Below are 13,614 nucleotides of genomic sequence, written 5' to 3'. Positions count from 1 at the left end.
GCCCGGCTGTGCTTCGATCATGGGGCCGAACGAGGAGGCTCCCATGTCCGCAGCGCAGCGTCCGACCACCTTGTGTGAAGCCTTCCAGCTGACGGCGGCGCTCGATCCGGACGTCGTCGCATTGCGCACCGCCGGCGGCGGACCGACGCTCACCTGGGCGCAGTACTCCGCACAGGTGCGCGCCGTTGCCGCCGGGCTCAGCGGGCTCGGGGTGGCCCGCGGCGACACGGTGTCGCTGATGATGGCCAACCGGGTTGAGTTCTATCCGCTCGAGGTCGGCGCGCAGCACGTGGGCGCCACGTCGTTCTCGGTGTACAACACGTTGCCGCCGGCGGACCTGGCGCATGTCTTCGGCAACGCCGGCACGAAAGTCGTGATGTGCGAGGCACAATTCGTCGACCGCATCCGCGCCAGCGGCGCACCGATCGAACACATCGTCGTCATCGACGGGGCGGCCGACGGTGCGTTGAGCGTCGACGAGCTGCTGGCCGCCGCGCCCGCCGACTTTGACTTCGAGGCCACCTGGCGCGCGGTCCGCGCCGACGACGTCGTCACGCTCATCTACACCTCGGGTACCACCGGCAAGCCGAAGGGCGTGGAGATGACGCACGCCAACATCCTGTTCGAGGCGTTCGCGGTGGACGACGTGCTGGGCATCCGATTCGGCGACCGTGGCACGTCCTACCTGCCGACGGCCCACATCGCCGATCGCCTGACCGGGCTGTATTTCCAGGAGGTGTTCGGCACGCAGCTCACCTGTGTCGCGGACGTCCGCGCGATCGCCGCGGCATTGCCCGAGGTCCGGCCGACGGTGTGGGGCGGGGTGCCGCGCGTGTGGGAAAAGCTCAAGGCCGCAGTCGAATTCGCGGTCGCCAATGAGCGCGATGAGATGAAGCGGGCGGCGCTGCAGTGGGCCCTGTCGGTCGGCGCCAAGAAGGCCGCGGCGCTGCTCGCGCACCAGCCGGTGCCCGACGAGATCGCCGCCGAGTGGGCCACCGCCGACGACCTGGTGCTGTCCAAACTGCGCGAACGACTGGGCCTGGACCAGGTGCGGTGGGCGGTTTCCGGCGCGGCGCCGATCCCGGTGCAGACCCTCGGTTTCTTCGTCGGACTCGGGCTCCCGATGACCGAGCTGTGGGGTATGTCGGAGCTGAGTTGTGTTGCCACGGTGAGTCATCCGCGCGACACCAAACTCGGTACCGTCGGCAGGCCCCTGCCCGGAGTCGAATGCCGGCTGGCCGATGACGGCGAGCTGCTGGTGCGGGCGCCGCTGGTCATGAAGGGTTACCGGAAAGAACCGGCCAAGACGGCCGAGGCGCTCGACGCGGACGGCTGGTTGCACACCGGCGACGTCGCCCAGATCGACGACGAGGGTTACCTGACCATCGTCGACCGCAAGAAGGAACTGATCATCAACGCGGCCGGCAAGAACATGTCGCCCGCCAACATCGAGAAATCCATCAAGGCCGCGTGCCCGCTGATCGGCGTGGTGATGGCCATCGGCGACGCGCGGCCGTACAACACCGCGCTCATCGTGCTCGACGCCGAGTCCGCCGGCCCCTATGCCGCGCAGCGTGGACTCGCCGACGCGTCACCCGAGGCGCTGGCCGCCGACCCCGAACTGATCGCGCAGATCGCCGCCGGTGTGGCCCAGGGCAATACCGAGTTGTCGCGCGTCGAGCAGATCAAGCGGTTCTCGGTGTTGCCGACGTTCTGGGAGCCCGGGGGAGACGAGATCACGTTGACCATGAAGCTCAAGCGGCGTCCCGTCGTCGAGAAGTACGCCGCCGAGATCGAGGCCCTCTACGCGGCGGACCCGGGTCCGACCGTCCACGAACCGAAAGTGACTGCCGCCGCGGCGAATTGACCATCAGGTCGTCGTGCAGGCGAACTTCAGTCCGACACCTTCGGGTGCCGGGAGCACCGGCGTCAGGCAGCCGAAGGTCTGAATGCCGGCGTCGCTGAACCGGACCGCGGTGCGGCGCGCGTAGTTCACGCAGACCGGCCCGGTGGCGTCGGCGCGGCACTGGTAGTCGCCGAACCGCAGGCTCTGCCCGTCTTTGAGCTTGGGGCCGCTGCCCTTGTTGAATCGTCCCGGATCTCCGTGCACCGAGCCGACTTCCGCTGTCGGCCCCTCGAAATCGACCCAGCCGCCCACCCAGTGGCCATAGGTGTCGGCCGGTTGCGGCGGCGGGGACTTCAGGTGCGTCAGGCATGCCAGCGTGCCGTTGAAACTCTTGTCGGTCATGCAGTTGGCGCCCGACGCCGTGGTGAACGCGATGTCGGTACCCAGATCTGTGGGCGTGCCGTCACGTCTCGCGGCGTGGAAGCCCGCCGGGTCGGCCGGGGTACCGGACTCCACCCAGGCGATCACATCGGCGACGGGTGCGCCCGCCGGCGGCGGCGTGGTGGGTGCGGCTTTCGGCGTCGGAGCCGGGGGACGACTCGATGGTGCGGTGGCCGACAGTGACGGCTCCGAGATCGCCACGCCGGGCCGTCCGTGCTGGTCCGACGTGGCGGCACAACCCGCAACCAGGGCACATGCCGCGAGGACCACCGGAAGTCGCATGCCCGCCAGGGTAACCGGCAGGGGTGCAACACGCGGCTCAGGCACCCCGGTGATTACAGATTTTCGATAGTGTCCATTTATGCACGAACGTACCGTCCGCGTGACGATCGACAGCGGAACCATCGAGGGCTTCACCCGCGACGGCGTGCACCGCTGGCGTTCCGTGCCCTACGCGCGGCCGCCGGTCGGCCCGTGGCGCTACCGGGCCCCGCAACCCGTGCAGCCCTGGCGCGGCGTGCGGTACTGCCATGGCTTCACCTACTGCGCGCCGCAGGACCGCAAATACACGATGCTCAGTGTGGGCAAGTACCAGCCGATGGGCGAGGACTGCCTGACCCTCAACGTGGTGACGCCCGAGCAGCCCACCGGCGAGCCGCTGCCCGTGATGTTCTTCATCCACGGCGGCGGCTACATCCTCGGCAGTTCTGCCACCCCGATATACGACGGGGCCGCACTCGCGCGGCGCGGCTGCATCTTCGTCTCGGCCAACTACCGGCTGGGCGCACTCGGCTGCTTCGATGTGTCGACCCTGGCCACCGCGGAGCATCCGCTGGACGACAACCTGTTCCTGCGCGACCTGGTGGCGGCCCTGCAGTGGGTGCGGACCAACATCGCGGTGTTCGGCGGCGATCCGGACAACGTCACCATTTTCGGGGAGAGCGCCGGCGCCCATGCCGTGGCGACGCTGCTCGCCGTGCCGCAGGCGAAAGGCCTTTTCCACCAAGCGATTGCCGAGAGTCCCGCCAGCGGCATGGTGCGTTCACCCGACGCTGCGGCCCAGTTCGCGAAGCAGTTCGCCGAGCAGCTGGGAGCCGGCGAGCGGGACGGCGCCGCCGCGCTGATGTCGGCGAGACCGGTTGAGCTGATGGCGGCGCTGGACCGCGTCATCCACGGGGCGGTGGCCGACATGCCGGGCGCCTTCCCGGCCGGGCCGGCGTGCGGAACCGAGTTCCTGCCCGAAGATCCGATTGTTGCGATGCGCGAGGAGCGGGCCCACCCGGTTCCGCTGATCGTGGGGAGCAACGCCGACGAGGGCCGCCTGTTCACCAAGTTCATGCAGCTGCTGCCCACCAACGAGGCCATGATCGAACGCATCCTGGCCCATGTGCCGGCCGAGCAGCGCGCCCGGATCATCGGGGCCTATCCGGGTTACCCGCAATCGGCGGACGCCTGTATCAAGCTCGGCGGCGACTTCGCCTTCGGCACGGCGTCGTGGGAGATCGCCGGCGCGCACATGCACCACGCGCCCACCTACGCGTACCGGTACGACTACGCGCCGCCGGCGCTGCATTGGACGGGCCTCGGTGCCACGCACGCCACCGAACTACTGGCGGTCTTCGACGTGTACCGCACTCCGCTGGGTTCGCTGCTGACCGCCGCCATGGACCGCAAGTCGGCGCTGCGGATCAGCAATGACGTGCAGAACCGGTGGCGCGCATTCGCCCGCACGGGCGTCCCGGGCGAGGACTGGCCACGGTACGACGCCGACGACCGCGCCGTCCTCGTCTTCGACCGCAAGACGCGTGTCGAGTTCGACCCCCGCGCCGAGCAGCGTCAAGCCTGGGAAGGCTTTTCACTGGTCCACGGCTAGGCCGCTACTTCTTGACCACCTGGGTGCCGCCGGCAAGCTCGTCGTGCCGGCCCTGCTTGCAGGGGCTGGAGCTGATGGTGACGGCGATGAAGATGTACGCGATGAACGCCAGCAGCCCGCCGACCCACGGGATGATCGGAAGCAGCGTGAACGAGTTGCGGATGGCCGACTGCTTGAAGTCGGGCTTGGCCATGCCGTGGGGCCCACGGACGCTCAGGCCCAGCACCATCTTGCCGGGTGTTGCGCCGGCCAGTACCTCGAACAGCACGAAGTACAGGAAGGTGCCCAGCCCGGAGAACAGGCCGGTCACCATGACATCGGACATCGAGCCGATCGAGAAGGCACCGAAGAAGGCCAGCACTCCGACGATCAGTCCGTCGATGAACCGTGCGAAGAAACGGGGCAGCAGGTCACCGGGATGCACCGGGGTGGGTGCGCCGTAAGCGCCTGAGGTTGGGTAGTTCTCGCCATAGGTCATGGCGTCAATTTACTGCCGATCGGCCAGCAATATCTGGCTTAGCCGCGTAGTCGTGGCCTGGCCGTCCGCATTGCCGCCGGCGCCGTTCAACGCGTTCATGACGGCCAGGGTGAAACGTTGTCCGGGCCCGGCGAATCCGACGGTGTTGGTCACCCAGCCGCCCTGCTCGTCGGACCAGCCGTCCTTGTTGCCGGGCGCCATGTTCGGGCCGGCGCCCCAGACACCCCACTGCTGGATCGGGTCGACGTTCTGCATGGCGCTCACGATCCAGGCGGTCTCGTTGGGCCGCAGCCGGGTCAGCATGTAGTTGACCATCTGGTCCAGATCATCGGTGGTCGACTTCTGAAAACCCCAGTAGGGGAACATGTCTCCGAATCCGCGTTGCGGTTGGACCCGTGTCATGCCGAAATGCGGGAAGTCGTTGTTGAAGATGGTGTGGTCGGGTCCGCCGTACCGTGTCCACAGCGTGTCGGCGGCGTCGTTGTCCGAGGTGTGCAGCATCTTGCCCATCAGCGCGATGTCGTTGTCGGTGAGTCGCAGGAGCCCGGCGCTCTGCCGCGCGAACAGGTCCACCACCATGCCGAGTTTGATGGTCGAGGCCGTCCAGACCATGTCTCCGGCATGCGAATTGCGGTATACCGCACCGGTTTTGCGGTCGCGCAGCACGTAGCCGACGGTGCCCGGCCGGGTCGCCAGGTAGGCGTCGGCTGCCGCGGCGCGTTGCTGCGCGTCGCAGGCGCCGGTACATTCGGCGCGCGCGGCGGGCAGTGCGGGCCCGGTCAAAAGCGTTGCGATCAGTGCCGCCCTCAGCAGTTTCACGCCGGTAGCCTCCCAGATCTCGGTCAATGTCGTTCGGTGCCGACGGCTTCTGGGCGCGGCCACGTCGGCAGGGGCACCGGGCCGTCGCCCGGTCGCAGCCGGTCGAGCACGGCCCGCAGCGGTGGCCAATTGGTGCGGCCCTTGCGGGTGACGGCGTAGGCGGTGTGGATCACCGTCGGCCCGGCCAATGGGACGACCTTGATGCCCGCGCTGGTGGGCCGTTCCAGCGGGAGTAGTCCGACGCCATATCCGGCGACGATCAGGTCCTCGACGAGTTCCAGGCTGTCGATCTGATGGGCGATGCGCGGGGTGAACCCGCTCAGTGCACCCAGCGTGCGGACGGCGTCCTCGTCAGCGGTGTTGCGGGAGTTGACGATCCAGGTCCGGTCCGCGTAGTCGGACAGCTCGGCGGGTCCGTGCGCTTCGTCGGCCGGCAGGCCCAGACCCCACGGAATCGACCACAGCGCAAAGCCTTCCAGCAGTGGGCTGGGGGAGGCCGGGGCCAGGTTGTAGTCGTAGGTCAGGGCCAGGTCCAGGTCGTCGTCGGTGAGCAGCGCGAATGCTTCGATGGGCTCGTATTCGCTGATGGCGACGTCGATTCCGGGGTGTTCCCGGGTCAGTTCCGCCAGGATCGGCAGCAGCGAGACGCGGATCCCGGTGGCGAAGCCACCGATCCGCAGTGTGCCGACGGGTTCGGCGTCGGAATCGAGGTCCAGGCGCGCCGCGTCGACGGCGGCGAGAATGGTCACGGCATGATCGGCCAGGCGCTGCCCGGCGGGTGTCAGCCTGACTCGGCGGCCCTCCGGCTCGATCAGTTGCGTGCCGGTCTCCTTGGCGAGTGCCGCGATCTGTTGCGACACCGTCGACGTCGTCAGATTGAGGTTCTCGGCGACGGCCCGCATCGACCCCAGGCGCGACAGCGCCAGCAGGAGGCGCAGCCGGCGGGTGTCCATTCGACCATTGTCCAGGGAATCTGCACGATTCTGCGTCATCTGGCCCGAAGTTATGAATATTTAGCCAATGTGCGACGATCCGAAAATGACCGCACGCCCAGCCCACTTCATCCCGATCGACGCCGATCGGGTCCAGCCGACCCGATTCGCCCAGAGTCTGTGGGGCGAAGACCACCTCAACGGTCCGGCGGTGGTGGGGTTGGCCGCCCACGCGCTCGAGGCCGCGTTCGGACTGCCCGACTTTCTGCCGGCCCGGCTCACCGTCGACCTGTTCCGTGCCGCGCGCGGGGTGCCGACGACGACCGAGGTGAAGCTGGTCCGGGACGGGCGACGCGTCCGCAATTCCGAGTGTGACGTGGTGCAGGACGGCGTGATCGTCGCCCGGGCCACGCTGGTGCAGTATCGGCTCGCTGAGGCGCCCCCTGGTGAGGAGTGGTTCGGCGCAACCGATTTCGAGCCACCCGCGGAGATCGATGGCGGCCTGGCGCCGTACATCAGCAGTGACGGTGTCGGCTGGACGCGGACCATCGCCGAGCACCAGAACGCGGGTCGCAAGCGTTACGTCAACCAGCCCCTCGACGTCATCGAAGGCGAGACCAACACACCGTTCGTCCGGGCTGCCGTGGCGGCCGAGGGCACCAGCATGGTCACGAATCTGGGGACCGCGGGCATCGGCTACATCAACGGCGACCTGACCGTGGCGTTGACGCGGCTGCCGCAGGACGACTGGGTCGGCGTGGAGGCCGAGACGCACTGGGCGGACCGCGGCATCGCGGTCGGTGCCACCACGTTGTACGACAGCGCCGGGCCCATCGGCACCGGTCTGACCACCGCGGTCAGCAATCCCGCCGCTCAGATCGACTTCGGCCACAGCCGTTTCCCCGATCGGATCAGGCGGGAGCTGTAGCCGCGGCGGCCGTGCAGCAACGGTTTCGTTCGCATATTGCGAACGGTATATCCACGATTATCACGTGGACATGAACATTCCGGTTCCCGTTCAATACAACGCATGACCACCGCAGCGGCGCGAAACGGCGCACTCATGACCGTCGCGTCCATGATGTCGGTGCAGCTGGGTGCCGCCCTTGCGGTGAAGCTCATGGACGGCATCGGGCCGGCCGGCGTGGCCTGGCTCCGCCTGGCCTGGGCCGGCACGTTGATGCTGCTGTTCGTCCGGCCGCGGCCGAAGTCGTTCACCCGCTCGGCGTTGCTGTCGTGTGTCCTGCTCGGTATCGCCACCGCCGGCTTCACGCTGCTGTTCATGGTGGCGGTCTCCCGCATTCCGCTCGGCACCGCGAGCGCCCTGGAATACCTGGGCGCGCTTGCCGTCGCAGTGGCCAAGGGGCGCGGACGCGGACGGCTGCTGTTCCCCGCGATGGCGGGCACCGGCGTCGTTCTGCTGACCCAACCGTGGGCGGCTGCCGTCGACCCCGTGGGTGTGCTCGCAGCGCTGGCTTCAGCGGTCTGCCTCGGTGCCTACATCCTGCTGACGCAGCGCGTCGGCGACGAGGTCTCCGGCATCACGGGTCTGGCGGTGTCCATGCCGGTGGCCGGTCTGGTCGTCACCATGGTGGCCGGTCCGTCTGTCGTCGGCCATCTGACGCCGCACCTGCTGCTGGCCGGCCTGGGTCTGGCCATCCTGTTGCCGGCCATCCCGTTCACGCTGGAGATGCTGGCCCTCAAGCGCCTCACCGCGGCAGCGTTCGGCACGCTGATGAGCCTCGAACCGGCATTCGCCATGATGCTCGGGCTGATCGTGCTGCATCAGGTGCCGGGGCTGCCCGCCGTCGCCGGCATCGCACTCGTCGTTCTGGCCGGTGTCGGCGCCGCCCGCAGCGGCGCTCGACCCGTGGCCGGGACGGGCCACCGGGAACCGGCCCTCGTGGTCGAATAGGGGCATGACGCCACCGGCCACCGCGCTCACCGCCTCGCCGTTCACCGGCCGCACCCCCAGCCGGGCCGGGGACCTGTCGGTGGAAACCCATGGCATCGCCCCGGTTCCGGCCGACCGGCGGTACGGCACGCCGGGCCGGCTGTTCACGGTGTGGTTCGCGCCGCAGATCAATATGACATGTGTCTTCACCGGCGCGATGATCGGCGCACTCGGTCTGGGGTTCTGGCTGGCGATGCTGGCGATGATCGTCGGCACGGTGCTCGGGTCGCTGGTCGTCGGCTACCTCTCCACGTTGGGCCCGCGCACCGGTACCGCGCAGCTGCCCGGGGCGCGGATGGCGTTCGGCGGTTTGATCGCGGTACCCGCTGTGCTGCAATGGCTCTCGTCGGTGGCGTGGGACGCACTGGTCGGTCTGTTCGGCGGCGAAGCGCTCGCCGTGCTGCTCGGTATCCCGTTCTGGGCGGCGGTGCTGATCGTGCTGGGCGTGCAGGGTGCGGTCGGGTTCATCGGCTACGAGCTGATCCACCGGCTACAGGCCGTCCTCACCGTGGTGTTGTTCGCGACGTTCGTCGTGTTCGCGGTGAAACTCGTTGCCGGACATCAGGTCGTGGCACCGGCGACCGCGCACGGTGCCGACCTGGCCGGCGCCTTCGTGCTGGCGGTCACCATCGCCCTGAGCCTGGCCGTGTCCTGGGCCAGCTATGCCGCCGACTTCAGCCGCTACCTCCCGGCGGATTCGGCGCCGCGCAAGGTTTTCGGGTTCAGTTTCGCCGGACTGGCCGCCGCGTACGTGTTCGTCGAGACCATCGGCATCGCCGCCGGGAGTCTCATCACCGACCAGACCGCCGAGGGCGTGCGGTCGGTGATGGGCGGGGGAGCACTGGGTGCCATGGCACTGCTCATCATCGCGCTGGCGTCGGTCGGCTCGGGTGTGATGAACGACTACAGCGGTTCGCTCGCCCTGCAGACGCTGGGTGTCCGCGTGCGGCGGCCGGTGTCCTCATTGGTGGTGACGGCGCTGGCGTTCGGCCTCATCCTCTGGCTCCACACCGGCGACACCGCAACGCGATTCACCAATGTGCTGCTTCTGATCAGCTACTGGATTCCGGCGTTCGCGGCCATCGTGATCGTCGACTGGCGCCGCCGCAGCCACGGCCGGCCGACCGTGGATCCCGCCGCGGAGACGACGCCGCGGGCCGACGCCGTGGCCGCCCTGGTCGCGTTCGTGGTGGCCTACGGCGCCGCGATCCCGTTCATGAACACCACGCTGCTGCAAGGGCCCGTCGCCGTCGCGTGGCATGGCGCCGACATCGCGTACTTCGTGAATTTCGTTGTCGCACTGGTGGTCTACGGCGGCTACCGGCGGCTCAGGAGTTCCTGAGTCAGCGCACCGTCGCAAAGAACGCGCGCACATCGTCGACGAACAACTCGGGCTGCTCGAATGCCGCGAAGTGACCACCGCGCGGCATCGTCGTCCAGTGGGTGATGTTGTACCCGGTCTCGCACCAGGACCGCGGTGCCCGCAGGATCTCCTTGGGGAACGACGCGACGCCGGTGGGCAGCTCGACCTTGCGCTGCCCGCCGCCGAACACCCGGAAGCTCTCCCAGTACAGCCGCGCCGACGACGCCCCGGTGGCGGTGGCCCAGTAGATCATCACGTCGTCGAGCATCTCGTCACGGCTCAGCGCGCTCTCCACGTCACCGTCGTGGTCGGTCCACGACCAGAACTTCTCGACGATCCACGCCAGTTGCGCCACCGGTGAATCGACCAGGCCGTAGCCGATCGTCTGCGGACGGGTGGACTGCTCCTTGGCATAGCCGGAGTCCACGTCCTGGTAGTGCTTCAACGCCGCCAGCGCGTTCTGTTCCTCGGCGGTGAACTCCGTTGTGCCGGCGGCGGGACGGCCCATGGGCATGTTGGTGTGAATGGCGATGCAATGACCCACGTTTCGCCCGATCTGGGTGGTTACCGCCGCACCCCAGTCGCCGCCCTGCGCGCCGTAGCGGGTGTAGCCGAGCCGGACCATCAGGTCATCCCACGCCTGTGCGGTCCGCTCGATGCCCCACCCGGTGGCGGCGGGTTTACCCGAGAAGCCATAACCGGGCAGCGACGGGCACACCACGTGGAACGCGTCTTCCGCGCGGCCGCCGTGCGCGGTCGGATCGGTCAGTGGGCCGATGACCTTCTGGAACTCGGCGATCGACCCGGGCCACCCGTGCGTGATGATCAGCGGCAGTGCGTCCGGGTGCGGTGACCGCTGATGGATGAAATGGATGTCCAGACCGTCGATTTCGGTGACGTACTGATCGAACCGGTTCAGTGCCGCCTCGCGGGCCCGCCAGTCGTAGCCGTTCGCCCAGTAGTCGGCCAGCGCGCGGGTGTAGCTGAGCGGAATGCCCTGGCTCCAGTCGTCGACACACTCGGCTTCGGGCCATCGGGTGTTGGCCAGCCGGTGGCGCAGATCGTCCAGCACTGCGTCGGGTACGGCGATCTGGAAAGGTGCAATCTCGGTCACGAAGATCCATTCTTACCGGGCGGCTTCGACGATCACCACGTCGAGGGTGCGTGGACCATGCACGCCCTCGACACGCTGCAGTTCGATGTCGCTCGTCGCGCTCGGCCCGGAGATGAAGGTCAGTGGGCGGGACGGCTCGAGCGCCGCGAACGCCTGTGGCACGGTGTCGACGATCTGGTCGGCCCGGATGACACAGACGTGATGGTCGGGCACCAGCGTCAGCGCGCGCCGGCCTTGTGCCGCACCGGCATCCAGCACGATGGTTCCGGTCGCCGCGATCCCGAGGGCGCAGCCGGTCACCACCGCATCGACGCTGTCCAGCACATCGATGGTGACGGGCGGGTCGTCGACGACGGTGTGGATGCCCGTCACCCAATCGGGCGGCAGGTCCGCGGGGATCACCGCGGACCCGGTGCCGACGAGGGCAGCGATCACCGTGGCCACTTCCATCTCGGCGACGCGGTGTACCTGTGCCCGGTAGTCGGCCACCGTCTCGGCGAATCGGTCGACGTCGCCGGAGCCGGTCAAGGGCTGCCGGTCATAGTCGCGTGGCACGCGCACCGCGGCCGGCGGGGCCGATCCGAGCGCGGCGCGGATGCGCCCCAGTACGGCTTCCCGAGCGTCGGTCATTGGTCGCCGCTCCGGTTGCGGGCCCACCACTGCCGGAACGTCTCCGCCGGTGGTGCCGGAACATCGCGGCTCGCAGTCCATTTCGATGCCGGCCACGGCAGGTTGGTGATGCGGTGGTCCTTGCCGGCGAGCAGTCGGCCCGCGCCGAGTGCCTTCTCCGCCAGCCCGAACCGCGACGCGGACCCCATGGCCCAGCCCGCGGCCTTCATCGCCAGATCCTGTCCGGAGGGAAGTCCGCCGCGTTCAGTATCGACTTGAGCCGCCCGCAGATGCACCAGGATCGACGGGATGTCGATGCGGACGGGACAGGCCTCGAAGCAGGCTCCACACAGCGACGACGCATACGGCAGGCTCGCGTTCGGGTCGTCGTGACCGGTGGTCCCGGTCAGCTGGGGACTGAGGATCGCGCCGATGGGTCCCGGGTACACCGAGCCGTAGGCGTGCCCGCCCGTGCGTTCGTAGACCGGGCAGACGTTCAGGCAGGCGCTGCACCGGATGCAGTGCAGCGCAGCACGTCCCACCTCGTCGGCGAGGACGCGCGTCCGGCCGTTGTCGAGCAGCACCAGATGGAACTGCTGCGGGCCGTCGCCGGGGTGGACGCCCGTCCACATCGAGGTGTACGGGTTCATCCGCTCGGCGGTCGACGACCGCGGCAGCAGTTGCATGAACACATCGAGATCGGTGAAGCGCGGGATCACCTTCTCGATGCCCATCACGGTGATCAGGGTTTCGGGCAGCGTCAGGCACATGCGCCCGTTGCCCTCGGATTCGACGACCGCCAGGGTCCCGGTTTCGGCCACGCCGAAGTTGGTGCCGCTGACGGCGATCTTGGCGGACAGGAACTTTCGTCGCAGATGCGCGCGGGCGGCCATCGCCAGCACCCGGGGTTCATCGGTGAGTTCGCCGGCGCCGGGCATTTCGCGTTCGAAGATGTCCCGGATCTCAGTGCGGTTGCGGTGGATCGCCGGCACCAGGATGTGGCTCGGCTTGTCGTGCCCGAGTTGAACGATCAGCTCGGCCAGGTCGGTCTCGATGGGCGTGATGCCCTCGGCCTCCAGATACTCGTTGAGCCCGATCTCCTGCGTGGCCATCGACTTCACCTTGACGACCTCGGTGCTGCCGGTGCCCCGGATCAGCTCGGCGACAATGCGATTGGCCTCGTCGCCGTCGCGCGCCCAGTGCACGGTGCCGCCACGCGCTGTGACGTTGGCTTCGAGTTCCTCCAGCAGTTCCGGTAGCCGCGCCAGCACGTCCTGTTTCAGTGCGCTGCCGGCGGCGCGCAGCTGTTCCCAGTCGTCGCATTCGGCAATGGCGGCAAGACGTTTGGCGCGGATGGTGCCGGTGGCATGGCCGATGTTGCGGCGTAGTTGGGCGTCGCCGAGCGCGGTCTGCGCGGCAGCCGGAAAGCTCTGGTCGCCACGAAGATTCCCGGTCACGATGTGGCCGCCAGGATTTCGGCCAGATGCACGGTGCGGACGCCGCTGCCGATCCGGCTCAGCCCACCGCCGATGTGCATGAGGCACGATGCGTCACCTGCCGTGCACACCGCGGCGCCCGTCGTCGCGATGTTCGTCATCTTGTCTTCGAGCATCGCCGTGGACACGTCGGCGTTCTTCAACGCGAAGGTGCCACCGAAGCCGCAACAGGATTCGGCCTGCGGCAGTTCGACGAGCGTCAGGCCGCGTACGTTGCGCAGCAGCCGCAGTGGCTTGTCGCCGACACCCAGCATCCGCAGCGAGTGGCATGTCGGGTGGTAGGTGACGCGGTGCGGGTAGTAGGCGCCGACGTCGTCGACGCCGAGCACGTCGACCAGGAACTCGGAGAGCTCGAAGGTGTGCGCCGCAACCGATTCGGCGCGCGCCGCCAGTCCGGTGTCGCCGGCGCGCCGGGCCACCATCGCGTGCTGGTGACGCACCGAGCCGACGCACGATCCCGACGGCGCCACGACGGCGTCGAACCCGGTGAAGGCGTCGACGTGGTTGCGCACCAACGGCACGGCTTCACGCAGGTACCCGGTGTTGACGTGCATCTGTCCGCAGCAGGTCTGCCCGGCCGGGAACTCCACCCGGTGACCCAGCCGTTCCAGCAGCCGCACCGTGGCGATGGCGGCAGCCGGAAACATGGCATCGGCCAGGCAAGTCGCGAACAGCGCTATCCGCACCGG

13 protein-coding genes are annotated in these 13,614 nt (G+C 68.5%); 5 read left to right on the top strand and 8 right to left on the bottom strand.

From position 1 onward, the window contains the following. Nucleotides 1–43 precede the first annotated feature (43 nt). Entirely contained in the window at nt 44–1,867 is a 1,824-nt protein-coding gene (gene fadD11 / locus H289_RS0109300; RefSeq protein WP_029105005.1) for a fatty acid--CoA ligase FadD11, read from the top strand. Nucleotides 1,868–1,870: 3 nt separating this feature from the next. Here the strand turns inward: fadD11 and H289_RS0109295 are convergent, their stop codons facing one another. After that, nucleotides 1,871–2,569: a hypothetical protein gene (locus H289_RS0109295; protein WP_020100507.1), complete on the bottom strand. Its 699-nt coding sequence runs from the start codon at nt 2,567–2,569 to the stop codon at nt 1,871–1,873. Between the two features lie 79 nt (nt 2,570–2,648). On the opposite strand from H289_RS0109295, the gene H289_RS0109290 reads away from it, so the two are divergent. Next, nucleotides 2,649–4,160, top strand: coding sequence for a carboxylesterase/lipase family protein (locus H289_RS0109290; RefSeq protein ID WP_020100506.1), 1,512 nt, complete (start codon nt 2,649–2,651; stop codon nt 4,158–4,160). Nucleotides 4,161–4,164: 4 nt separating this feature from the next. On the opposite strand, the gene H289_RS0109285 is transcribed toward H289_RS0109290, so the two are convergent. Genes H289_RS0109285 through H289_RS0109275 form a run of 3 tightly spaced genes read right to left on the bottom strand, consistent with a single transcriptional unit; the run spans nt 4,165 to nt 6,410 of the window. Beyond that, nucleotides 4,165–4,638 (bottom strand): RDD family protein, encoded by a 474-nt coding sequence (locus H289_RS0109285; RefSeq protein WP_020100505.1) that lies wholly within the window; start codon nt 4,636–4,638, stop codon nt 4,165–4,167. 9 nt (nt 4,639–4,647) lie between these two features. Then, nucleotides 4,648–5,457 carry a hypothetical protein gene (locus H289_RS0109280; protein WP_020100504.1) on the bottom strand — a complete coding sequence of 270 codons (810 nt, stop codon included), beginning with the start codon at nt 5,455–5,457 and terminating at the stop codon, nt 4,648–4,650. Between the two features lie 23 nt (nt 5,458–5,480). Further along, the gene (locus H289_RS0109275; RefSeq protein ID WP_020100503.1) at nt 5,481–6,410 is read right to left on the bottom strand and encodes a LysR family transcriptional regulator; all 930 of its coding nucleotides are present in this window, start codon (nt 6,408–6,410) and stop codon (nt 5,481–5,483) included. A gap of 85 nt (nt 6,411–6,495) precedes the next feature. Here H289_RS0109275 and H289_RS0109270 point away from each other — a divergent pair, with 85 nt between their 5' ends. From H289_RS0109270 to H289_RS0109260, 3 genes are all read left to right on the top strand, one after another. Beyond that, nucleotides 6,496–7,317, top strand: coding sequence for an acyl-CoA thioesterase domain-containing protein (locus H289_RS0109270; protein WP_029105004.1), 822 nt, complete (start codon nt 6,496–6,498; stop codon nt 7,315–7,317). Nucleotides 7,318–7,419: 102 nt separating this feature from the next. Beyond that, nucleotides 7,420–8,304: an EamA family transporter gene (locus tag H289_RS0109265; protein ID WP_020100501.1), complete on the top strand. Its 885-nt coding sequence runs from the start codon at nt 7,420–7,422 to the stop codon at nt 8,302–8,304. A 4-nt stretch (nt 8,305–8,308) separates the two neighbouring features. Further along, complete coding sequence (locus H289_RS0109260; protein WP_020100500.1) at nt 8,309–9,685, top strand: purine-cytosine permease family protein; 1,377 nt, start codon at nt 8,309–8,311, stop codon at nt 9,683–9,685. A 1-nt stretch (nt 9,686) separates the two neighbouring features. Here H289_RS0109260 and H289_RS0109255 read toward each other — a convergent pair whose 3' ends face one another. The 4 genes from H289_RS0109255 to H289_RS0109240 are packed head-to-tail and all read right to left on the bottom strand — an operon-like array spanning nt 9,687 to nt 13,611. Further along, the gene (locus tag H289_RS0109255; protein ID WP_029105003.1) at nt 9,687–10,811 is read right to left on the bottom strand and encodes an epoxide hydrolase family protein; all 1,125 of its coding nucleotides are present in this window, start codon (nt 10,809–10,811) and stop codon (nt 9,687–9,689) included. 21 nt (nt 10,812–10,832) lie between these two features. Next, nucleotides 10,833–11,450 (bottom strand): LutC/YkgG family protein, encoded by a 618-nt coding sequence (locus H289_RS0109250; RefSeq protein ID WP_020100498.1) that lies wholly within the window; start codon nt 11,448–11,450, stop codon nt 10,833–10,835. Next, entirely contained in the window at nt 11,447–12,886 is a 1,440-nt protein-coding gene (locus H289_RS0109245) for a LutB/LldF family L-lactate oxidation iron-sulfur protein (RefSeq protein ID WP_020100497.1), read from the bottom strand. Before H289_RS0109245 ends, H289_RS0109250 begins: the two co-directional genes overlap by 4 nt. Beyond that, nucleotides 12,883–13,611, bottom strand: coding sequence for a (Fe-S)-binding protein (locus H289_RS0109240; protein ID WP_029105001.1), 729 nt, complete (start codon nt 13,609–13,611; stop codon nt 12,883–12,885). The genes H289_RS0109245 and H289_RS0109240 overlap by 4 nt, the downstream gene beginning before the upstream one ends. Nucleotides 13,612–13,614: the final 3 nt, after the last annotated feature.

The organism is Mycobacterium sp. 360MFTsu5.1, from assembly GCF_000383495.1.
Classification (GTDB): domain Bacteria; phylum Actinomycetota; class Actinomycetes; order Mycobacteriales; family Mycobacteriaceae; genus Mycobacterium; species Mycobacterium mucogenicum_B.
This window is presented reverse-complemented; position numbering and strand designations above follow the sequence as displayed.

Excerpts from the sequence above, each read along its gene's own strand:
- fadD11 (WP_029105005.1), top strand. The coding sequence starts at position 44 with ATGTCCGCAGCGCAGCGTCCGACCACCTTGTGTGAAGCCTTCCAGCTG.
- H289_RS0109295 (WP_020100507.1), bottom strand. The coding sequence starts at position 2,569 with ATGCGACTTCCGGTGGTCCTCGCGGCATGTGCCCTGGTTGCGGGTTGT.
- H289_RS0109290 (WP_020100506.1), top strand. The coding sequence starts at position 2,649 with ATGCACGAACGTACCGTCCGCGTGACGATCGACAGCGGAACCATCGAG.
- H289_RS0109285 (WP_020100505.1), bottom strand. The coding sequence starts at position 4,638 with ATGACCTATGGCGAGAACTACCCAACCTCAGGCGCTTACGGCGCACCC.
- H289_RS0109275 (WP_020100503.1), bottom strand. The coding sequence starts at position 6,410 with ATGGACACCCGCCGGCTGCGCCTCCTGCTGGCGCTGTCGCGCCTGGGG.
- H289_RS0109270 (WP_029105004.1), top strand. The coding sequence starts at position 6,496 with ATGACCGCACGCCCAGCCCACTTCATCCCGATCGACGCCGATCGGGTC.
- H289_RS0109265 (WP_020100501.1), top strand. The coding sequence starts at position 7,420 with ATGACCACCGCAGCGGCGCGAAACGGCGCACTCATGACCGTCGCGTCC.
- H289_RS0109260 (WP_020100500.1), top strand. The coding sequence starts at position 8,309 with ATGACGCCACCGGCCACCGCGCTCACCGCCTCGCCGTTCACCGGCCGC.
- H289_RS0109250 (WP_020100498.1), bottom strand. The coding sequence starts at position 11,450 with ATGACCGACGCTCGGGAAGCCGTACTGGGGCGCATCCGCGCCGCGCTC.